The organism is Streptococcus sp. V913 (assembly GCF_054353455.1).
In genome coordinates this window covers 148026-169919 of the sequence record NZ_JBTHHX010000001.1, presented here as the reverse complement: position 1 = coordinate 169919, position 21894 = coordinate 148026, and the positions used below count along the sequence as shown (strand labels likewise).

The following is a 21894-nucleotide window of genomic DNA, read 5'->3' as shown; positions in this document are numbered from 1 at the left end:
AATGACAAATACAGAAAATAATAAATTTCCACGCTGGGGTAAATATCCAAAAAATAATCCTAAATTTAATTATGTTAGGGCCAAACTCGATGATACAATTATTCCTAAGATTTCTGATGAAGATTTTAGAGCACTATCTGACTTTCCTTTGATTTATATTTATATATCCCCTATTCAAAGTGATGGAAGAAGGTATTATATAGGTCAGACTATTGATGCGAGTAGGAGAACTAAAGAGCATAGTGAAAAGTTAAAAAAAGAAAATTATGAACGTTTTAAAGAATTTATAAATGGTGAGTATATAGCTTTTTATGGAGAGAATATATCCCAAAATTTAAATTATATTGAAAAAATTTTGATTTTAACTTTTATAGAAGAATTTAATTTTTTAAATTTTGTAAACATGAATAAAGATGGTGATTACGTTGGTAAATTACTTGCAAACAAAGATATAGGTAATGAATCGGGAAAATATCAAGCATTAAGAGAAATTGTTGAAAAAGATGTGATCAATAATATTCTTAAATTTTTACAGGAAAATAAATTAATTGATGATAAACCAAATTTAAAGCGAGTAACTTCAAGTTTGTTTGCAGAAAGTCCATTCTTTGAACTTACAGAAAATCAAAATTCTATTTTAAAAATGATTTTAGAACAAAGTGATAAACGTGTTCATTTTATTAAAGGAGGAGCTGGAACAGGGAAAACTGTACTATTATTACATCTTATTGCTCGTTTAAAATTAGAAAAACCTAATTCTCAAATTGCTATATTTGTAAGGAATACACATAGAGATAGATTTAAAAAAATTTTAACTAGTTACGGATTGAAACCAAATAAAAACAATATAGATATTGTTACTTTTAATAAATTAAAAAATACTAACAAAAAGTTTGATTATATTTTTATTGATGAGGCTCAACGAACAACAAGATTAACTGAGAATTTAATCTATCCTACAGGTGCCAAACATGATACAGATATTTTAAAAAATATTAATGGAATTTCAAATAATATAGAAGATTTTTCGAAGGAAGAGTTTGATAAACTACCTTATCCAGCTGTTTTAGACTATATCAAAAAGAAATTCGATGATTCACAATTAATAATTTCTTATGATAATACTCAATGTTTAAGAAAAGGTGATAATAAATATGTTGAAGAAACTTTTAAAGATTTACAGAATGTTGTTAATAATACGCCTGAATTAGAACCTCAGCTCAGAATTTTAAAAGGTAGTGATAGTAAATTTGCAAATAAGTTTATAACATTTATAAAAGATCTGTTAGGAATAGAATCTCAAAAAGATTTGGATAATCGCTTTATTTCTAAATATAAAGACTTGGGAGAAAAAGGGTATTTTAAAATAGCAAGAAATATAGAGGAGTGGGTAGACTATTTATCAAATCAGCAATCTAAATTTCCTGAAAAGAAATCACTTCGTTTGGCTGGGTACTGTAAACCAGCAAAAAAAGCAAATGATTATGAATTCATAAAAATTCATACTAAAGAATATTCATTGAAATGGAGTAGGGATGGAGATAAGTTTAGAAATTATGCGAATAAATCAACAGAAGTTGGAAATGTTTATGATATTCATGGGTTTGATATAGATTTTGCATCTATTTAGATGAGAAAGAAAAATGTATTAAAGTGGATAAAGATAATTCTTTCGATACTGCTACTAAAAAAGGTGTTGATCAAATTGATGAATTTGTAAAAAATGCTTATTATATTTTATTGACGAGAGCTGTGTACGGTCAAATGGTTTATATAGAGGATGATAAACTAAGGGAGTTTTTGCTAAAAATATTTCCGGCTGATAAAAATTAATAGTTTGTGAAAGAATATATTGATTCTTAATAAATTCAAATAACCGTCGAAGTGCTTGATTTTGAACTTGCCACCCAGATTCGGGATATGATGTTGGAAGTCAAGGCGTTGGGATAGGGAAGGATAAAAATAAATGGATCTTACTATCAAACAGATGGAAACTCCTGAAGAGATAGAAGGAAAATCCCTCGTTCACTGGCAAACGTGGAGAGAGGCTTATGATGACCTTTTACCTGCAGAATTTCAGGAGACGATGACATTAGAAAGATGTCGATTCTTTAGTCAAAAATATCCAGAAAATACATTGATTGCGATGGACGGCATGAAGGTAGTTGGTTTTATCAGTTATGGAAACTTTCGTAATGAGACTATTCAAGCTGGTGAAATTATCGCCTTATATGTTTTAAAAGACTATTATGGAAAAGGTATTGCTCAGAAGTTAATGACGGAAGCTCTGACTACTCTTGAACATTTCTCTGAAATATTCTTATGGGTATTAAAAGAAAATAAGCGAGCCATTGCTTTTTATCAAAAAATGGGTTTTACTGTTGATGGCCAAGAAAAAATACTTGAACTTGGAAAGCCTATCATTGAAATTAGAATGGTATTTAAGAGTTCAACAAAATCAGAGAGTTAAATGCAAGGACAGTTGTGATTTGTTTTCAGATTGCACAATGAACAAATGATTACGTTTTAGAATATATTTTTAAATAGAGAGAAGTTATTGTGAAAGTAAAAGAGACGAAGTATAAGAAGTCATCGGGGCTAGATTCTCATAAATTAGTAGGATTCTGTCTTATATTTAGTTTGGTATTAGTGATAGGATTTGGTGTTAATCAAATTTTTAATATCTTACCAATTCCATTGCCCTACAAGGAAATCAATTATAGTTTTCTCTTGTATCTGAATCTTTTTTGTCTAGTTTATAGGGTATTTGACTATTTTTTTCTAGACTCGTCTAGAAAAAAGATGACCCTAAAAAGATTTACTGAATTATTTATCTATCTTAATAGTATCGGTTTAATTGTACATCTTTTTATAGGGATTGGTGGGAAAAACAGTAAGGGTATTCTGCCTTCCCTCTTATCCTTAGATCACCGCTACATCTGGTTTCCAATTTCAACTTACCTGTTCTTTTTCTCCCTTGCTGGCTTAACCGTTCTATTGCAGAACCATATCGAAAGAATAAGGAATAAACCATTTTGAAACATCTAACTTTTTTAGAATAGTCTATCTGATTTTACTAGTATTTGTCTTTATCGATTTTTACCTTTGTTCCAAAGTTTCCTGTTCCAATAACACTTGATTTTGAAGTTCAGGAACAAGAAATCGTCATTCAAAAAGGATATTTGCTTCATGATGTATACTATTATCATGAACTGATTAATCCCTTCATCATGAAATCTGACATCAAGTCTGAAAAAATTATATAACAAATTAGAAAGCGAGCGAATTTATGTCCCGTTCCCAATTAACGATTTTAACAAACATTTGTCTGATTGAAGACCTCGAAACTCAGCGCGTGGTTATGCAGTACCGCGCTCCTGAAAACAATCGCTGGTCTGGTTATGCCTTTCCTGGAGGTCATGTAGAAAATGGCGAGGCTTTCGCAGAGTCTGTCATTCGTGAAATCTATGAAGAAACAGGATTGACTATCCAAAATCCTCAACTTGTCGGCATTAAAAATTGGCCATTAGATACAGGTGAGCGCTATATTGTCATTTGTTATAAGGCGACTGAGTTCTCTGGTACCCTTCGCTCTTCAGATGAAGGAGAAGTTTCTTGGGTGAAAAAAGACCAGATTCCAAGCTTGGATCTGGCCTATGATATGTTGCCTTTGATGGAAATGATGGAAGCACCTAACAAGTCTGAATTTTTCTACCCTCGCCGTACAGAAGACGATTGGGAAAAGAAAATTTTCTAATCCTTTACCAAATAACCGAGCTGATTCAAGGCCTCCTCGATATAGTGGAGGTCTTGTTGTGTCTCAGCTTCAACAAGGTGGTAATGGATGCCGTCTGTCAATTCAGAAAGTGGTCTAAAGTCAGAATTTTCAACTTGTTCCAGAAAGTGCTGGACATCTCGGCGACAGGTGAGTTTGAGCAGAGTTTCAATTTCACCATAAACGGGATGATCGATTAAGATATTTTGAACGCGTCCGCCATTATCTACAATGGCCAGAAGTTCCTGCCCGATTTCTTCCAGTTCATGTTTTACTTTAAAGAGTTTGTGAACGTAAGGGCTGGCATCAATTTCTTTGTAGATATAACCACGATTGGTGGATAGGATAGGAGCCCCATCTGCTCGGAGAATAGCGATATCCTGTACAATGACTTGGCGCGTAACATGAAAGTGCTCAGCCAAGGTTTGACCATTGAGAGCTTTTGGTGCCTCTTTTAACAGTTTGAGAAGAGCTTGTTTGCGATCCTTTGTCATAGTTTTTCCTTTTAGCGACGTTTTCGAAGCACTTTATAGACAGCTAGTGCTAATGTATAGTCTACCATACTATGGACAATTGTTCCAAAACCAACTAGGACAAAGAGAACATAAAACATATTTTCAACGTTTGTCCCTGAAGTAGCATAAAAGATGATACAAGCTAGTACTTCAGCGATAGCGTGAACAACACCCAAAACAAAGTTAAAAATCCAAGACGCCTTTGGTTTATCCAAGGTTTCAGGGAATTTCTTTAAGTAAAATGCTCCCAAAATACCAAAAACGATGTGAGAAAAGGCGCGCAGAACGATAACCATAGGGTAGCCTGCCATCAGGAAGCCGAGACTAGAAGCAATAATCACAAAAGCAGCCATCAAAGGTGATAGGAACATGGCGATAAAGATGGCGATATGGCTTCCTAAAGTGTAAGAAGCTGGTGGGATGACGATTTTAAAAGGCATAATGATTGGAATCAAAATCGCGATTGCTGTGAGCAGTGCAGTCATGGTCATAAACTGCGTTTTTTTCCGTATATCCATAAGAACCTCCATTTATCTGTATATACACAAGTATAGTACAATAAATAATCAGTTAAGTCAAGAAGCATTAGTGATTTTTAAGGGATATTTGATTAAAATATGGTAAAGCATACTAGAAACTTAATTCTTATGTTTTAAATGCTAAACTCCACCTTCAGGACGAAAGTGGAGTTGTTTTTTTATTTCTTCAAGGTTTCGAGACGGGGGACAATTGCTACTGTTAGAACGGCAGAGATGACAAGCTCGGCAATTGAGTTTGTAGAAATAACGGTTGCCAGGAGTTTTTGGATATTGCCGTCGAAGACATTTCCAAAAAGGAAGAAGATTCCCCCAAGGACAAAGACGGTGTTGGTAAGGGAACCGAGAGCACCAGCAAAGATGAGACCCGTTCTGTTTTTTAATAATTTATAAACCAAGTAAGGTGTCAGACCAATCAAAATACGAGGTAGGATGGCAATCATTGCTGAATAGATGTTTCCGTTTGGTACAAAAGGTGAGAATAGATAGCTGGTTGGAAGGATTGTTATCGTGTTAACCGTCAAGCTGAGTAGCCCCATCAAGAAACCAAGTGTAACCCCAACGCGTGGGCCGTAAATAATACTTGCAATAATAACAGGAACATGAACGATAGTTGGTTTAATTGGGAATGGGAATAGATTAAATAAGAGTGAGCTCAGAAAGTGAATGACCAACATGGTCGCAAAAAAGATAGCAATCGGAGCAATATTAGAGCGTTTTTTCATTGAGTGTTTCCTTTATTCTTTCTAAAATAATATTCAGGTCTGCTAAAGCCCCCTTGCCGTAGTCTCGGCAAGCTAGGAGGGATTCTTTAGGATAGATAAGCTTGTAGCCAAATGTTTCTAGTGTCTTCAGGTTTGACTGAGTGGCTGGATGATCGTACATTTTTGTATTCATAGCAGGAGCAAGTAGTTTAGGAATGTTTTGGGGTAAAGCTAATGCTGTACTAGTCACCATGTTATCCGCAAAACCGTGCGCAAGTTTAGCAATGGTATTAGCAGTAGCAGGGACAACGATAAAAAGGTCTGTTTCTTTTCCTCTTTCGATATGATTGACTTGATCAGGGTAGGGTTCCTGCATGACATCAAGGTGAACTGGATTCTGTGAGAGTACCTGTAGTGTCAAAGGCTGGATAAACTCTCTTGCTGCCTCGGTCATTAAGACAGTGACGTTATGACCTTGTTTTTTTAAGGAACTAACTAAGTCTGCTGACTTGTAGGCGGCAATAGAACCAGTTACTGCGATGAGAATATTTGCCATTTCTTTCCTTTCTATTAATCGTATATTTGAATTTTTTCAAGGAGGAGGGATGCAATTTCTTCCTTGGTTCGTGCTGTTTGAAGATGATCTTGCTCAACAAAATAGGCTAGGTGTTGCTTCTCAGAAATGTGTCTAAGATCGTTGGCAATAATTAAGTCTGCTTTATTTTTTATCAAACTAGCTTGAGCAACTTCTATAAGATGGTCTTCGCTAACATTGACCAACAGTTTAAAACCAATCAGATGAATAGCAGGGTTCCATTCCTTAACTAAGGAAATGATTTTTGGTGTTTTTTTCAAGAATAAAACCTGAACCTCATCATTCGATGAAATTTTAGCCTCTTTATTTTCTTTCCTTAAAAATTCTTCTAAATCAGAACTAGCCTGAACATCCTCTAAACCAGTCATATAAACAGGAGTGTAGTCAGAAACTGCCATCGAATGAATCAAGACTTGATAATCTTGAATAAGTTCTTTCATCTGTAAAAGAAGATCATTCGTATTTTTGATTTCTAGAATGGTTAGATGGGGATGAGGTTCTGGCTTAAGAGCACTAGGAGTAGTAATCAAACAAACCTCATGACCAGCAGCAAGTAGGGCTTCGGTGATGATTTTCCCCAAGCGACCAGTCGAGTGGTTAGTGATAGAGCGGACGCTATCGATTGCTTCACCTGTACCGCCTGACGTAACTAAAATTTTCATAGGACTATTGTACAAAAAAAAGAAATGCAAGTCAAAGAAAGCGTTTGTTATTTTATCTAATTTTCCAGCAAGATTATAGTTTTTGGCTATAAAAACTTATAAAAAGTAAAAAAGACGACTAAAATAGCCCTTAAAACTTTACGTTTATAAACTTTACTAAGCTTTTTGTATGTGAAAAAACTTTTTTTGTGTTATAATGAGTTATCATATTAGAGGTTAGAGGAGTTTGCTATGAAAACAGATATTGAAATCGCACAGAGCATTGAGTTAAAGCCAATCGTGGATGTTGTGGAGAAACTTGGGATTTCTTACGATGATTTGGAGTTGTACGGAAAGTACAAGGCTAAGCTTAGTTTTGATAAAATTCGTGCAGTTGAGAACAATCCAGTTGGAAAATTGATCTTGGTTACTGCGATTAATCCAACACCTGCAGGTGAAGGGAAGTCAACCATTACCATTGGTCTTGCGGATTCCTTGAATAAGATTGGTAAAAAAACCATGATTGCCATTCGCGAACCATCTCTTGGTCCAGTAATGGGGATTAAGGGTGGTGCTGCTGGTGGTGGTTATGCTCAAGTGTTACCAATGGAAGACATCAACCTTCACTTTACTGGAGATATGCATGCCATTACAACTGCCAACAATGCTCTTTCTGCCTTGATTGACAACCACTTGCACCAAGGGAATGAGCTTGGAATTGACCAACGTCGTATCCTATGGAAACGTGTTGTGGACTTGAACGACCGAGCTCTTCGTCATGTGACCGTTGGACTTGGTGGTCCTCTAAACGGAATTCCACGTGAGGATGGTTTCGATATTACCGTTGCTTCTGAAATTATGGCCATTCTTTGCTTGGCTACTGATATTGAAGATTTGAAACGTCGTTTGGCGAATATCGTTATCGGTTATCGTTACGACCGTACACCAGTTACTGTTGGTGATTTACAGGTTGAGGGAGCTTTAGCATTGATTTTGAAAGATGCTATTAAACCGAACCTGGTTCAGACAATTTACGGTACACCTGCCTTTGTACATGGTGGTCCATTTGCTAATATCGCTCATGGATGTAACTCTGTTTTGGCAACAAGCACAGCCCTTCGCTTGGCTGATTATACTGTTACTGAAGCTGGTTTTGGTGCGGACCTTGGTGCCGAGAAATTCCTTGATATCAAGACACCAAACTTGCCAACTTCTCCAGATGCAGTAGTCATCGTCGCAACCCTTCGTGCCCTTAAGATGAATGGTGGCGTTGCTAAAGACGCTCTTACAGAGGAAAATGTGGAGGCGGTCCGCGCAGGTTTTGCTAACTTGAAACGCCACGTTGAAAATATTCGTAAGTTTGGTATTCCAGCAGTTGTTGCGATTAATGAATTTGTCTCTGATACAGAAGCTGAAATCGCAGCCTTGAAGGAACTTTGTGCCTCAATCGATGTTCCATTTGAGTTGGCTAGTGTCTGGGCTGATGGCGCAGAAGGAGGAGTAGCGCTTGCCGAAACGCTTGTCAAGACTATCTCTGAAAATCCAGCAAACTATAAACGTCTTTACGACAACGACCTTTCTGTTCAAGAAAAGATTGAAAAGATTGTCACTGAAATCTACCGTGGTAGCAAAGTGAACTTTGAGAAGAAAGCTCAAACGCAAATCGCTCAAATCGTTCAAAACGGATGGGATAAATTGCCAATCTGTATGGCTAAAACTCAGTACAGTTTTTCTGACAATCCAAATGCACTTGGAGCTCCAGAAAACTTTGAAATTACCATTCGTGAGTTAGTACCAAAATTGGGTGCAGGCTTTATCGTTGCCTTAACAGGTGATGTCATGACCATGCCAGGACTTCCAAAACGTCCAGCCGCTCTCAATATGGATGTTGAAAGTGACGGAACCGTTCTAGGATTGTTCTAATAGTTTAATTGAATTCAAATGAGTTTGGAAAAGCTATCCAAGCTCATTTTCGATTTTAGAGAGAGGAATATATGCCAAAGATTCGAACAGTAAGGGAGTCTGATATTCCAGACCTGCTTGATATTTATGCTCCTTATGTCCTTAATACAGCCATTACATTTGAATATGAGGTGCCAAGTGTTGAAGAATTTCAAAGAAGAATCCAAAAGACCTTGCTTAAATATCCTTATCTAGTGCTGGAGGAAGAAGGCAAAATTTTGGGATATGCCTATGCTTCCACCTATTATGATAGGAGAGCTTATGATTGGTCAGTTGAAGTGTCAATTTACTTGCATCAAGAAGCCGAAGGTCGAGGGTTAGGGAGTCTACTCTATGACTGTCTGGAGGAAGAACTAGTGTCTAGGGGTTACTTACGCTTCTTAGCTTGTATCGCTTTGCCAAATGATAGGAGCATTTTTCTTAACCGAAAGAGGGGCTATGAACAAGTGGCTCATTTCCCTAAGATAGGCTATAAGTTTGGAAAATGGCATGATATCGTTTGGATGCAAAAGTCATTGACTCCTCCTGATGATATGAGAGAATAGAATTCAACTCACAACCAATCTAGGTAAAGATATTTTCCCTGTTTTCTGATATAATAGAAACATTGACTTCAAGAGTAAGGAAGAGAAAATGAACGCATTATTGAATGGAATGAATGACAGTCAGGCTGAGGCGGTAAAAACGACAGAAGGTCCATTATTGATCATGGCGGGGGCTGGTTCTGGGAAGACCCGGGTTTTGACCCACCGTATCGCTTATTTGATTGATGAAAAGCTGGTCAATCCTTGGAATATCTTGGCCATTACCTTTACCAATAAGGCTGCGCGTGAGATGAAGGAGCGTGCATATAGCCTCAATCCAGCAACTCAAGACTGTCTGATTGCGACCTTCCACTCTATGTGTGTTCGTATTCTGCGTCGCGATGCGGATCATATCGGATACAATCGTAATTTCACCATTGTAGACCCTGGTGAACAACGTACCCTTATGAAACGAATCCTAAAGCAATTAAACTTGGATCCGAAGAAATGGAATGAACGGACAATCTTGGGAAGTATTTCCAATGCTAAGAATGACCTGATTGATGATGTGGCTTATGCTGCCCAAGCTGGAGATATGTACACGCAAATCGTGGCTCAGTGTTACACAGCCTATCAAAAAGAACTTCGTCAGTCTGAGTCTGTTGACTTTGATGATTTGATTATGTTGACCCTGCGTCTCTTTGATCAAAATCCTGATGTCTTGACCTACTACCAGCAGAAGTTCCAATACATCCACGTGGATGAATACCAAGATACCAACCATGCCCAGTACCAACTGGTCAAACTCTTAGCTTCACGCTTTAAAAACATCTGCGTGGTCGGTGATGCGGACCAGTCTATCTACGGTTGGCGTGGGGCTGATATGCAGAATATCTTGGATTTCGAGAAAGATTATCCTAACGCCAAGGTCGTTTTGTTAGAGGAGAATTATCGTTCAACTAAAACCATTCTTCAAGCAGCAAACGACGTCATCAAAAACAATAAAAACCGCCGTCCTAAGAATCTCTGGACCCAGAATGCTGATGGGGAGCAGATTATTTACTATCGTGCCAATGACGAACAAGATGAGGCTGTTTTTGTAGCCAAAACCATCGATGAACTCGGTCGCAGTCAAAACTTCCTGCACAAGGATTTTGCAGTTCTTTATCGTACTAATGCGCAGTCTCGTACTATTGAGGAGGCCTTGCTCAAGTCAAACATCCCTTATACTATGGTTGGTGGGACCAAGTTCTACAGCCGTAAGGAAATCCGTGATATTATCGCCTACCTCAACCTCATTGCTAATTTGAGTGACAATATCAGTTTTGAGCGCATTATCAACGAGCCGAAACGTGGAATCGGACCAGGAACTGTTGAAAAAATTCGTGATTTTGCGAATATGCAAGACATATCTATGCTAGATGCTTCAGCTAATATCATGTTATCAGGTGTCAAAGGCAAGGCAGCCCAGTCTATCTGGGAGTTCGCCAATATGATTTTGGATTTGCGGGAGCAACTGGACCAATTAACCATCACCGAGCTGGTTGAGGCTGTTCTAGAAAAAACAGGTTATGTAGATATTCTCAATGCTCAAGCGACCTTAGAGAGCAAGGCTCGAGTTGAAAACATCGAGGAATTTCTTTCTGTTACCAAGAACTTTGATGACAATCCTGATAGTCGGGAAGAAGAAACAGGTTTGGATAAACTCAGTCGTTTCTTGAATGACTTGGCTTTGATTGCAGATACGGATACAGGCAGTCAGGAGACATCAGAAGTGACCTTGATGACCTTGCACGCAGCTAAGGGACTTGAGTTTCCGGTTGTCTTTATCATCGGGATGGAGGAAAATGTCTTTCCCCTTAGCCGTGCAGCTGAAGATCCAGATGAGCTAGAAGAGGAACGCCGTTTGGCCTATGTCGGTATCACACGAGCAGAAAAGATCCTCTATCTGACCAATGCCAACTCTCGCCTGCTTTTCGGTCGTACCAATTATAACCGTCCAACACGTTTCATCAATGAAATCAGTTCAGACTTGCTTGAGTATCAAGGCTTGGCTCGTCCGGCAAATACTAGTTTCAAGGCATCTTATAGCAGTGGTGGCGTGGCCTTCGGTCAAGGTATGAGCCTAGCCCAGGCCCTTCAAGAACGAAAACGCAATGCTGCACCAAGCTCTATCCAGTCAAGTGGTCTTCCATTTGGACAGTTTGCAGGAGGAAATAAAAAAGATTCAAGCGATACAAACTGGTCTATTGGAGATATAGCATTTCACAAGAAATGGGGAGAGGGAACAGTCCTTGAAGTGTCGGGTAGTGGCGCTACTCAGGAACTGAAAATTAATTTCCCAGAAGTGGGTCTGAAAAAACTTCTAGCCAGCGTAGCCCCAATTGAGAAAAAAATCTAATTTTTCATCCTTCTCACGAATAATAAAGTGAGGAGGATTTTTATGTACAGTATTTCATTCCAAGAAGATTCACTCTTGCCTAGAGAAAGACTAGTTAAAGAAGGAGTAGAGGCTCTGAGCAATCAAGAATTACTAGCTATTCTGCTCAGAACTGGAACTCGTCAGGCAAATGTCTTTGAAATTGCCCAAAAAGTCTTGAATAGTCTTAACAGTCTAACTGATTTGAAAAAAATGACCCTGCAGGAATTGCAGAGTTTGTCTGGTATTGGACGGATTAAGGCCATTGAATTACAAGCGGTGATTGAACTGGGACATCGCATTCACAAACATGAAACCCTTGAGATGGAAAGTATTCTCAGCAGTCAAAAGCTAGCCAAGAAAATGCAACAGGAACTTGGCGACAAAAAACAAGAGCACCTAGTGGCGCTCTATCTCAATACTCAAAATCAAATCATCCATCAGCAAACTATTTTTATCGGATCTGCGACACGCAGCATCGCTGAACCACGGGAAATTCTTCACTATGCCCTCAAGCATATGGCTACCTCCGTGATTCTCGTTCACAATCATCCATCTGGTGCCGTATCTCCTAGTCGAAATGACGACCATGTCACTAAGCTAGTCAAGGAAGCTTGCGAACTGATGGGAATTGTTTTCTTGGACCATTTGATTGTTTCTCACTCTGATTACTTTAGTTACCGTGAAAAGACGGATTTGATTTAGAGTTCGTTAACAACATAGTCAAACAATGTTTTATCTTTGGGGCGATTTTCAAATAGAAATTCTGGATGCCATTGGACACCAAGGTAAGGAAAGCCGTCCGTAGTTGTCACAGCCTCAATGATTCCATCTTTAGGATCATGTGCTACAACCTTAAGATTAGGAGCTAGATCTTTAATACTCTGGTGGTGGAAGGAGTTGATATGAGAGATTTCTCCATAGATTTCTCGGAGAATGGTATCAGGTTCCGTTACGAGGCGTTGAGTCGTGTATTCGGCTGAACAGTCCTGCCAATGATCCTCGATATCTTGGTGAAGCGTACCTCCCATAGCGACATTGAAAAGCTGAGTACCACGGCAAACAGAGAAAATTGGTTTCTTCTGTTTAATCGCTTCTATGATAAGGGCTAATTCAAATTGGTCTCTTTGAAGATGGTAGTCATCGCTGTCAATGGTTTTAGGCTCACCATAGTATTTTGGATCAACATTTTGCCCACCCGTTAGGATGAGCTTATCAATGATACTGATGTAATGGGTAGCCATTTCTTGATCACCAATCGGTAGGATGATTGGAATTCCGCCAGCGTCCTTGATTCCTTCAACAAAGCCCTTTGCTGCATAGCTCATCATGATGTCATCATCTGGATGAGCTTTTTCATTTCCTGTAATCCCAATAACTGGTTTTTTCATAAATGCTTTCGCTTTCTAATCCTCTTTACGCATAAAATAGAGGAGGGTTTGGAGTTCGCTTGTCAAATCGACATACTGAACGACCACATCTTTTGGAAGGTGGAGGTGAACAGGGGAAAAACTGAGAATACCTTTTATACCTGCATCGACCAAAAGATTAGCAACTTCTTGTGATTTAACACTTGGAACAGTTAGGATAGCAGTTTTAACATCTGCTTCTTTGATTTTTTCTTTAATTTGAGAGATACCATAGATTGGAATTCCATCAGGTGTCTGGGTCCCGACTTCTGGATGGTTATCTAGGTCAAATGCCATGATGATTTTCATCTTGTTACGCTCATGGAAGCGATAGTGGAGAAGGGCATGCCCCATATTTCCAATCCCAACCAGCATAACATTCGTAATTGAGTTATCATTTAGGAGATCAGCAAAAAAAGTCATCAGTTTTTTAACATCATAACCAAAACCACGACGACCTAGTTCGCCAAAATAGGAAAAATCACGACGAACAGTCGCAGAATCGATACCGATAGCCTCTGCAATTTGCTTAGAGTTGGCACGTTCGATTTTTTCTGCATGAAATCTCTTGAAAATTCGATAGTAGAGAGAGAGTCTTTTTGCTGTTGCTTTTGGAATAGCAGACTGTTTATCTTTCACAAAACCACAACCTTTCTATTCTTCTATTTTATAGAAACATTGTGAAAAAATCAACAAAAACAAGAAAAAACTAAGAAAATCTTAGTTTTAGTCTTAAAAATTAGCTTGTGATAGAAAACGGTAGAGATCTCCGACCAATCCTTGATAGATAACTTTATCATCAAAGGTTAATGAGGTAACTAGGAATGTATCTGGAAGAGTTACACAACCTGATAGAGATAACATAAGCTCTTCGTAATCCTTATATTCAAGTGTACGTTCTACGTGATAGTTATCTTGATAGGTAAGTCGATACATAGCCATTTATCTTTCTTCTTTTGTGAAGATTCCGCGTTCTACAAGGCTGTCCATGAGGAAGTAGAATTTCTCCTGATGAATGTGGTGGTCTTCTGATTTAAAGATATTCACCAAGCGAAGGCCAGATTTGTCAGTGATGTTGAGTTTAGCACCTGTAAGGTCTTTGTTGATGATGATCTTTAGCTTGAATCCTTCACCGCTGTTAGGTACTTTCTCAAGCAGACGAGTTAGTTCGAAGTTTCCAACTTTTGTTTCAAAGAAAGTATTATCTTTCAGTGTGAACTTTTTGACAGTAGGGTTAAGTGTGTAGTTGTAGCGGCAGTTTTGTAGTTTAATGGTTTTTTCGAATGCCATTAGATTAATCTCCAATAATATTTTTTAAGGTTTGTGCGAGTTGTTTCAGTTCTTCCTCGGTATTAAGAGGAGAGAGACTGATACGGACAGATTCTTTCAATCGATGTGAATCTGGTCCATAAAATGCTTCAAGCACATGACTGGTTTGCACAATACCAGCAGTACAAGCTGAACCGGTAGAAATTGAAATTCCTTCAAGATCTAACCGTAGTAAGAGCAAATCATTTTTTTGACCAGGAAAGCCAATATTGACAACATAAGGAAGCTGGTGTTGGCTTTCGTTGAGATAGTATTCTAGATCTGCAATTTCTTCTAAAAAAGCAGATTTGAGTGCGCTTAGTTTTTGGTAATGCTCAGCTTGGTCATTTAAATCCTCTTTGAGAGCAGCGACCATGCCTACAATGGCAGCGAGGTTTTCTGTTCCAGCACGTTTCTTTTGTTCTTGGTCCCCACCATGAAGGTAGGAATCAAAGTCCGCGGAAGAAGCATAAAGAAAGCCAACTCCTTTTGGTCCATGGAATTTGTGGGCAGAAGCGCTGAGGAAATCAATTCCTAACTTCTCTGGATGGATAGGAATTTTCCCGATAGCTTGAACAGCATCTACATGATAAGCAGCAGGATGCTCTTTTAAAACACGTCCTATCTCAGCGATAGGTAAGAGGCTACCGGTTTCATTATTAGCGTACATGGTGGAAACGAGAATGGTATCGTCACGTAAGGCTTCTTGAATTTGCTGGGCAGTAATTTCTTGATTTACTGGTTGGATGATGGTCGCTTCAAAACCAAAATGTTGAACCAGATAATCGATAGTTTCAAGCACAGAATGGTGTTCAATAGCTGTCGTGATGATATGTTTTCCACGATTTTGATGACGGAGACAATAGCCAATAATGGCTGTATTGTTACTTTCTGTACCGCCAGACGTAAAAAAGATATGTTGAGGTTTGGTTCCTAGTAAGTGAGCTAAGTCTTGACGAGCCTCTCGCAAGAGTTTGCCAGCCTGCCGACCATGGCCATGAATACTAGAAGGATTACCATGAGTTTCTTGCATGACCTTGGTCATTTCAGAAATAGCTACTGCTGACATAGGAGTCGTAGCAGCATTGTCCAAATAAATCAAAGAATCACCTTATTTCTTTTTGTTGTAAGCAAAGAGTGGGCTGACTGGTTTTCTTTCGTGAATGCGGACGATAGCATCACCAATTAATTCGCTAGCAGTAATGTAACATACATTTTCTGGAGTTCTTTCTTTGGTTGCTACAGAGTCCGTTACAAGGATTTCTTTAATGTTAGTTGCGTCTAGAAGGTCTGCTGCACCTTCAACAAATAAACCGTGACTAGATACCGCATAGATTTCAGTTGCCCCTTCGCGTTCAACGATTTTTGCTGCTTCAGAGAAAGTACGACCAGTATTTAGGATGTCGTCAATCAAGATAGCTTTCTTGCCTTCAACATCCCCAATGATATAGCCTTCGTTACGATCAGAATCGTCTTGGGCGTAGTCAATGATAGCGATAGGGGCATCAAGGTATTCAGCCAAACTACGAGCACGTTTAACACCAGAGTTCTTTGGACTAACAACAACAACATCGGATCCAAGAAGTCCTTTATCACAGTAGTGCTTAGCAAATAGAGGAACAGTATAAAGATTGTCTACAGGAATGTCAAAGAAACCTTGAACCTGAACAGCGTGGAGGTCAAGCGTTAGAACACGGCTTACACCGGCCTTGACAAGCATATTGGCAACCAATTTTGCAGTGAGGGGCTCGCGAGAAGAAGCGATTCGATCCTGACGCGCATAACCAAAGTAAGGAAGGACAACGTTGATACTATGAGCACTTGCACGAACACAAGCATCAACCATGATTAATAATTCCATCAAGTGGTTGCTAACGGGGTAGCTGGTTGACTGGATGATGTAAACATCGTAACCACGGACACTTTCTTCGATGTTGACCTGGATTTCACCATCAGAAAATTGACGAGAGGATAATTTTCCGAGAGGTACACCAACTGTATCCGCAATCTTTTGAGCGATTTCTGGGTTAGAGTTTAGGGTGAAAAGTTTCATGTTGTTTCTATCTGACATTATAGACCGTCCTCTGTAAACTTTGTGAATCTTCTTTGAGAAAGTTCTGTTTTTCAAAGCAAGATTCTTTTATTTTTATCTTTTCTATTCTACCAAAAAAAGGAGATTATTTCAGCATTTTTTCATGCTTTTAATAAAACGAATTAATTTTGAAGGAGCTTTTTGGTAAGTGATACCATTTTCTGAAAGAAATTGCTGAAAATTTCGTTTTCCTTCCTCGTGATCAGTGACTTCAAGCTCGAGTTCATAGTCCGTTTGGTCAAAGTAGTGACTTTCATCTAACGCCATTAAGCCAATTTCTGTTTTCGTTTCATAACGAAGAGTCGAAAGGCAGCCTAAAACAAGCCAGTCATGACTTTCAATACCAATCTTAGCGAGCTTTTCTAGAACGAGCCCTTGAGGTAGTTTTTGTTTTTCTAGGTACGATTCAGCTTCTGGAAGAGTTAGTTTCTGGTTGTATTCCATATTTCCTACAGTTTGAGGCACTTTCAAGGTCAATTCCGCCCAATCTGCAAAAGTGCGAATGCGCATGGCAACCTTCTTTTCACGCAATTGAAAATCAGGTGTGTCAATGTAGTAGTTTTTTTGATGAACAGGTGCTATATGGGCAAATTGTTTTTTTAAATGATCGTAATCCTCTTTTTTCAGTAGTGTTTTCAGTTCAATTTCTAAATGTTTCATTTTTCTAACCTTTTCTTTATCTTTGAAAGCGGATTTATGGTATAATGTACAATGTATTTATTGTATAAGATTGTAGTGAAAAAATCAAAGATTTTCGATAGAGCAATCAAACATTACAAGGGAGAAAGTATGACCATAGAATGGGAAGAATTTTTAGATCCTTACATTCAGGCTGTAGGTGAGTTGAAGATTAAACTTCGTGGGATTCGCAAACAGTATCGTAAGCAAAACAAGCATTCTCCGATTGAGTTTGTAACGGGTCGTGTCAAACCGATTGAAAGTATTAAAGAAAAGATGGCTCGTCGAGGTATTACTTATGCAACTCTGGAAAATGACTTGCAAGATATCGCAGGGCTACGTGTTATGGTTCAGTTTGTTGATGACGTGGAAGAAGTTGTTGCAATACTACGTAAACGTCAGGATATGAGAGTCGTTCAGGAACGGGATTATATCACCCATCGTAAGGCTTCAGGTTATCGTTCTTATCACGTTGTTGTCGAATATACCGTTGACACGATAAATGGGGCTAAGACCATCCTCGCCGAGATTCAAATACGGACTTTGGCTATGAACTTTTGGGCTACTATTGAGCATTCGCTCAATTATAAGTACCAGGGAGATTTTCCAGAGGATATAAAAGAAAGACTGGAAATCACTGCCAAAATTGCTTATCAACTGGATGAAGAAATGGGTAAGATTCGAGATGACATCCAGGAAGCGCAGGCTCTCTTTGATCCATTGAGCAGAAAATTAAATGACGGTGTAGGAAATAGTGACGATACAGATGAAGAATACAGGTAAACGAGTTGACCTCATAGCAAATAGAAAGCCGCAGAGTCAGAAGGTTTTGCATGAACTGAGGGAAAAACTAAAGAAACAACATTTTATACTGAACGATACCAATCCCGACATCGTCATTTCGATTGGTGGAGATGGGATGCTTTTGTCTGCTTTTCACAAGTATGAGAATCAGTTAGACAAGGTTCGATTTGTAGGTGTTCATACAGGGCATTTGGGATTTTACACAGATTATCGTGATTTTGAGTTGGATCAGTTGGTGACTAATCTTCTGCTAGACACTGGTGCCAAAGTTTCCTATCCAGTTTTGAATGTCAAGGTAACGCTTGAAAATGGAGAAGTGAAAATCTTCCGCGCTTTAAATGAAGCGAGCATCCGTCGATCAGATCGCACCATGGTTGCGGATATCATCATTAACCATGTTCCGTTCGAGAGATTTCGTGGAGATGGAGTGACTGTTTCAACGCCGACGGGAAGTACTGCCTACAACAAGTCCTTGGGTGGAGCTGTCTTGCATCCTACCATTGAAGCCTTGCAGTTGACGGAGATAGCGAGTCTTAACAACCGAGTCTATCGCACTCTGGGATCATCAATCATTATTCCCAAAAAAGATAAGATTGGACTCTTACCGACTCGTAATGACTATCACACGATATCAGTCGATAACAGCGTCTATTCTTTCCGTAACATCGAACGGATTGAGTACCAAATTGATCATCATAAGATTCATTTCGTAGCGACGCCAAGTCACACTAGTTTCTGGAATCGCGTCAAAGATGCCTTCATCGGCGAGGTGGACGAATGAGGTTTGAATTTATCGCAGATGAACATGTCAAAGTCAAAACCTTTCTTAAGAAACACGAGATTTCTAAAGGACTTTTGGCTAAGATAAAGTTTCGAGGTGGGGCTATCCTAGTCAATGATCAACCTCAGAATGCGACTTATCTCTTAGATATTGGTGACAGGGTTACCATTGACATTCCAGCAGAGGAAGGCTTTGAAACCCTTGAAGCAATCAACCGTCCCCTAGATATCTTGTATGAGGATGACCACTTTCTGGTTTTGAATAAACCTTATGGAGTAGCTTCCATTCCTAGTGTCAATCATTCCAATACCATTGCCAATTTTATCAAGGGCTACTATGTCAAGAGGGAATATGAAAACCAGCAGGTTCACATCGTGACTAGGCTTGATAGAGATACATCTGGTTTGATGCTCTTTGCCAAGCACGGCTATGCTCATGCACGTTTAGACAAGCAACTGCAACGAAAGTCAATCGAAAAACGATATTTTGCCTTGGTTAAGGGCGATGGGTTTTTGGAACCAGAAGGGGAGATTATCGCCCCGATTGCGCGTGATGTGGACTCCATTATCACGAGACGGGTCGCCAAAGATGGGAAATACGCCCATACATCTTACAAAGTTGTAGCGTCTTATGGAGATATTCACTTGATCGATATTCGATTGCATACTGGGCGAACCCATCAGATTCGAGTTCATTTTTCACATATTGGTTTTCCTTTACTTGGAGATGACCTCTATGGTGGAAGTTTAGAGCATGGTATAGAGCGTCAAGCGCTACATTGCCATTTCTTATCTTTTTATCATCCTTTTCTTGAAGAACAGTTGGAAATATCATCTCCACTGCCAGATGATTTTAAGAATTTAATAACTAAGTTATCAATTAATTAATATTAAAGGAGAAAACTCATGGAAGTTTTTGAAAGTCTAAAAACCAACCTAGTTGGTAAAAATGTACGCATCGTTCTCCCTGAAGGGAAAGAACCTCGTATCCTCCAAGCTACAAAACGTTTGGTGAAAGAAACAGATGTTATCCCAGTATTGCTTGGTAAACCTGAAAAAATCAAAATCTACCTTGAAATCGAAGGGATCACTGAAGGTTACGAAGTCATTGACCCTGACCACTACGCTAAATTTGACGAAATGGTCGCTGCGCTCGTTGAACGTCGTAACGGTAAGATATCAGAAGAAGAAGCTGGTAGACTCTTGCGTGAAGACGTTAACTACTTTGGTGTAATGCTAGTATATATGGGCTTGGTTGACGGTATGGTTTCAGGTGCACTTCACTCAACTGCTGCAACAGTTCGTCCAGCCCTTCAAATCATTAAAACTCGTCCTAATGTTACTCGTACTTCAGGTGCCTTCTTGATGACTCGTGGTTCAGAACGTTATCTTTTCGGAGACTGTGCGATCAACATTAATCCTGATGCAGATGCCTTAGCTGAAATTGCTATTAATTCAGCAATCACTGCAAAAATGTTTGGTATTGAACCCAAAATTGCTATGTTGAGCTATTCAAGTAAAGGTTCTGGTTTTGGTGAGAACGTTGATAAGGTAGTAGCAGCTACACAACGTGCGCACGAACTACGTCCAGACCTTGAAATCGATGGGGAATTGCAATTTGACGCTGCCTTCCACCCTGAAACGGCAGCTTTGAAAGCTCCAGGAAGTAAAGTAGCTGGACAAGCAACTGTATTCATCTTCCCAAGTATAGAAGCTGGAAATATCGGTTACAAGATTGCAGAACGTCTCGGTGGTTTCTCGGCTGTAGGTCCTGTTTTACAAGGTTTGAATAAGCCAGTTAATGACCTTTCACGTGGATGCAGCTCAGATGACGTATACAATCTTACACTAATTACTGCAGCTCAAGCAGTTCATCAATAATATATAATCCTCTTTCCCTTGGGAAGAGGATTTTTAGCGCTAAGACAAAGACAGTTAGGAGCTTCTATGTTATACTAGATATATGTTAGATTTGAAAGAATACGGTGTTGATATGTGGTCAGAGGAGAAGATTTTCTCTTTCCGCGAGAAACTCCTCAACTGGTACGATGAAAACAAACGGGATTTACCATGGCGTAGAAGTAAAAATCCTTATTATATCTGGGTTTCTGAAATTATGCTTCAGCAAACTAGAGTAGACACGGTCATTCCCTACTATGAACGATTCTTGGACTGGTTTCCAACTGTTGAAAGTCTGGCGAATGCCCCTGAAGAGCGTCTGCTGAAGGCTTGGGAGGGTTTGGGCTATTATTCTCGAGTACGCAATATGCAGACTGCGGCTCAGCAGATTATGGCTGACTTTGGTGGTCAATTCCCAAACACCCATGAAGGAATTTCTGGCCTGAAAGGGATTGGCCCATACACTGCGGGAGCAATTTCCAGTATCGCTTTTAACTTGCCTGAGCCAGCGGTTGATGGCAATGTCATGCGAGTTTTAGCGCGCTTATTTGAGGTTAATTATGATATCGGAGTTCCCAGCAATCGAAAGATTTTCCAAGCCATGATGGAAATCTTGATTGACCCGAGACGACCAGGAGACTTTAACCAAGCTCTGATGGATTTAGGGTCCGACATAGAGGTCCCAGTTAATCCTAGACCAGAAGAAAGCCCTGTTAAGGATTTTAGCGCAGCGTATCAAAATGGGACCATGGATGTATATCCGATTAAAGAACCCAAGAAAAAGCCTCTCCCAATCTATCTCAAGGCTTTGGTTGTGCGCAATGACCGTGGTCAATATCTTCTTGAGAAAAATGAAAGTGAGAAACTGCTAGCCGGTTTTTGGCATTTCCCGCTGATTGAAGTTGAGGATTTCTACAGCGATGATAATCAACTAGATCTCTTTTCACAAGTCAAAGAGGAAAGCAGAGCTTTTGGACCAAGCCCTCAAGAAAACTTTGAGCAGGATTATGATTTAGAAGTGAATTGGTCCCAGCAAGTATTTGACCAGGTCAAGCATGTATTTAGTCATCGGAAATGGCATATTCAAATCCTAGCAGGTCAAGTGACAGATTCGAAACAGTTTTCTGACAGAGAAGTTCGTTGGGTTTCTCCTCAGGAGTTTTCTGATTATCCACTTGCTAAACCTCAACAAAAAATTTGGCAGGCTTATGAAAACAACTCCCGAAGATGAAAGCTTACAGTAGCCATTTGTG

At 39.2% G+C, this 21894-nt stretch carries 25 protein-coding genes and 1 pseudogene; 14 read left to right on the top strand and 12 right to left on the bottom strand.

Features of this window, described 5'->3' with window-relative positions:
- Position 1 precedes the first annotated feature (1 nt).
- From ACXYSL_RS00840 to ACXYSL_RS00820, 5 genes and pseudogenes are all read left to right on the top strand, one after another.
- Positions 2-1630 (top strand): DNA/RNA helicase domain-containing protein, encoded by a 1629-nt coding sequence (locus ACXYSL_RS00840; protein ID WP_458623701.1) that lies wholly within the window; start codon positions 2-4, stop codon positions 1628-1630.
- Between the two features lie 23 nt (positions 1631-1653).
- Positions 1654-1833 carry a DNA/RNA helicase domain-containing protein gene (locus tag ACXYSL_RS00835; RefSeq protein ID WP_458623700.1) on the top strand — a complete coding sequence of 60 codons (180 nt, stop codon included), beginning with the start codon at positions 1654-1656 and terminating at the stop codon, positions 1831-1833.
- A 33-nt stretch (positions 1834-1866) separates the two neighbouring features.
- Positions 1867-1950: pseudogene (locus ACXYSL_RS00830) on the top strand (UvrB/UvrC motif-containing protein); the annotation flags it as partial.
- A 16-nt stretch (positions 1951-1966) separates the two neighbouring features.
- Positions 1967-2470 (top strand): GNAT family N-acetyltransferase, encoded by a 504-nt coding sequence (locus tag ACXYSL_RS00825; protein ID WP_000366286.1) that lies wholly within the window; start codon positions 1967-1969, stop codon positions 2468-2470.
- Between the two features lie 819 nt (positions 2471-3289).
- Positions 3290-3757 (top strand): NUDIX domain-containing protein, encoded by a 468-nt coding sequence (locus ACXYSL_RS00820; RefSeq protein ID WP_458623699.1) that lies wholly within the window; start codon positions 3290-3292, stop codon positions 3755-3757.
- On the opposite strand, the gene ACXYSL_RS00815 is transcribed toward ACXYSL_RS00820, so the two are convergent.
- From ACXYSL_RS00815 to coaB, 5 genes are all read right to left on the bottom strand, one after another.
- Complete coding sequence (locus ACXYSL_RS00815; protein WP_458623698.1) at positions 3754-4269, bottom strand: 3H domain-containing protein; 516 nt, start codon at positions 4267-4269, stop codon at positions 3754-3756. The two genes, ACXYSL_RS00820 and ACXYSL_RS00815, sit on opposite strands and share 4 nt — an antisense overlap.
- A gap of 11 nt (positions 4270-4280) precedes the next feature.
- The gene (locus tag ACXYSL_RS00810; RefSeq protein WP_000354636.1) at positions 4281-4808 is read right to left on the bottom strand and encodes an ECF transporter S component; all 528 of its coding nucleotides are present in this window, start codon (positions 4806-4808) and stop codon (positions 4281-4283) included.
- Positions 4809-4987: 179 nt separating this feature from the next.
- The gene (locus ACXYSL_RS00805) at positions 4988-5551 is read right to left on the bottom strand and encodes an ECF transporter S component (RefSeq protein ID WP_458623697.1); all 564 of its coding nucleotides are present in this window, start codon (positions 5549-5551) and stop codon (positions 4988-4990) included.
- Positions 5535-6086, bottom strand: coding sequence for a phosphopantothenoylcysteine decarboxylase (coaC, locus tag ACXYSL_RS00800; protein WP_458623696.1), 552 nt, complete (start codon positions 6084-6086; stop codon positions 5535-5537). The genes ACXYSL_RS00805 and coaC overlap by 17 nt, the downstream gene beginning before the upstream one ends.
- Before the next feature lie 14 nt (positions 6087-6100).
- Positions 6101-6787 (bottom strand): phosphopantothenate--cysteine ligase, encoded by a 687-nt coding sequence (gene coaB / locus ACXYSL_RS00795; RefSeq protein ID WP_458623695.1) that lies wholly within the window; start codon positions 6785-6787, stop codon positions 6101-6103.
- Between the two features lie 231 nt (positions 6788-7018).
- Between coaB and ACXYSL_RS00790 the strand changes: the two genes are divergently transcribed.
- From ACXYSL_RS00790 to radC, 4 genes are all read left to right on the top strand, one after another.
- Complete coding sequence (locus tag ACXYSL_RS00790; RefSeq protein WP_458623694.1) at positions 7019-8689, top strand: formate--tetrahydrofolate ligase; 1671 nt, start codon at positions 7019-7021, stop codon at positions 8687-8689.
- Between the two features lie 71 nt (positions 8690-8760).
- Positions 8761-9273, top strand: a complete 513-nt coding sequence (locus ACXYSL_RS00785) for an N-acetyltransferase family protein (RefSeq protein ID WP_458623693.1) — start codon at positions 8761-8763, stop codon at positions 9271-9273.
- An 88-nt stretch (positions 9274-9361) separates the two neighbouring features.
- Complete coding sequence (gene pcrA / locus ACXYSL_RS00780) at positions 9362-11653, top strand: DNA helicase PcrA (RefSeq protein ID WP_458623692.1); 2292 nt, start codon at positions 9362-9364, stop codon at positions 11651-11653.
- Between the two features lie 42 nt (positions 11654-11695).
- Positions 11696-12376, top strand: coding sequence for a RadC family protein (gene radC / locus ACXYSL_RS00775; RefSeq protein ID WP_000286939.1), 681 nt, complete (start codon positions 11696-11698; stop codon positions 12374-12376).
- On the opposite strand, the gene ACXYSL_RS00770 is transcribed toward radC, so the two are convergent.
- From ACXYSL_RS00770 to ACXYSL_RS00740, 7 genes are all read right to left on the bottom strand, one after another.
- Entirely contained in the window at positions 12373-13062 is a 690-nt protein-coding gene (locus ACXYSL_RS00770) for a gamma-glutamyl-gamma-aminobutyrate hydrolase family protein (protein WP_084850892.1), read from the bottom strand. The genes radC and ACXYSL_RS00770 overlap by 4 nt on opposite strands.
- Before the next feature lie 15 nt (positions 13063-13077).
- Positions 13078-13719, bottom strand: a complete 642-nt coding sequence (locus ACXYSL_RS00765) for a redox-sensing transcriptional repressor Rex (RefSeq protein ID WP_033585308.1) — start codon at positions 13717-13719, stop codon at positions 13078-13080.
- A gap of 93 nt (positions 13720-13812) precedes the next feature.
- Positions 13813-14016, bottom strand: a complete 204-nt coding sequence (locus ACXYSL_RS00760) for a DUF4649 family protein (RefSeq protein WP_025169551.1) — start codon at positions 14014-14016, stop codon at positions 13813-13815.
- Between the two features lie 6 nt (positions 14017-14022).
- Positions 14023-14370 (bottom strand): DUF1831 domain-containing protein, encoded by a 348-nt coding sequence (locus tag ACXYSL_RS00755; RefSeq protein ID WP_084850895.1) that lies wholly within the window; start codon positions 14368-14370, stop codon positions 14023-14025.
- A 4-nt stretch (positions 14371-14374) separates the two neighbouring features.
- Positions 14375-15490 (bottom strand): cysteine desulfurase family protein, encoded by a 1116-nt coding sequence (locus tag ACXYSL_RS00750; protein ID WP_458623691.1) that lies wholly within the window; start codon positions 15488-15490, stop codon positions 14375-14377.
- 9 nt (positions 15491-15499) lie between these two features.
- Complete coding sequence (locus ACXYSL_RS00745) at positions 15500-16459, bottom strand: ribose-phosphate diphosphokinase (protein WP_001283846.1); 960 nt, start codon at positions 16457-16459, stop codon at positions 15500-15502.
- Positions 16460-16570: 111 nt separating this feature from the next.
- Entirely contained in the window at positions 16571-17140 is a 570-nt protein-coding gene (locus tag ACXYSL_RS00740; RefSeq protein ID WP_458623690.1) for a CYTH domain-containing protein, read from the bottom strand.
- A gap of 129 nt (positions 17141-17269) precedes the next feature.
- Here ACXYSL_RS00740 and ACXYSL_RS00735 point away from each other — a divergent pair, with 129 nt between their 5' ends.
- From ACXYSL_RS00735 to mutY, 5 genes are all read left to right on the top strand, one after another.
- Positions 17270-17941, top strand: a complete 672-nt coding sequence (locus ACXYSL_RS00735) for a GTP pyrophosphokinase (RefSeq protein ID WP_458623689.1) — start codon at positions 17270-17272, stop codon at positions 17939-17941.
- Complete coding sequence (locus ACXYSL_RS00730; protein WP_458623688.1) at positions 17925-18743, top strand: NAD kinase; 819 nt, start codon at positions 17925-17927, stop codon at positions 18741-18743. Before ACXYSL_RS00735 ends, ACXYSL_RS00730 begins: the two co-directional genes overlap by 17 nt.
- Positions 18740-19630 carry an RluA family pseudouridine synthase gene (locus ACXYSL_RS00725; protein ID WP_458623687.1) on the top strand — a complete coding sequence of 297 codons (891 nt, stop codon included), beginning with the start codon at positions 18740-18742 and terminating at the stop codon, positions 19628-19630. The genes ACXYSL_RS00730 and ACXYSL_RS00725 overlap by 4 nt, the downstream gene beginning before the upstream one ends.
- A gap of 18 nt (positions 19631-19648) precedes the next feature.
- A complete protein-coding gene (pta, locus tag ACXYSL_RS00720; RefSeq protein ID WP_458623686.1) occupies positions 19649-20623 on the top strand; it encodes a phosphate acetyltransferase in 975 nt (324 codons plus the stop codon).
- Positions 20624-20705: 82 nt separating this feature from the next.
- A complete protein-coding gene (gene mutY, locus ACXYSL_RS00715; RefSeq protein ID WP_458623685.1) occupies positions 20706-21872 on the top strand; it encodes an A/G-specific adenine glycosylase in 1167 nt (388 codons plus the stop codon).
- Positions 21873-21894 lie beyond the last annotated feature (22 nt).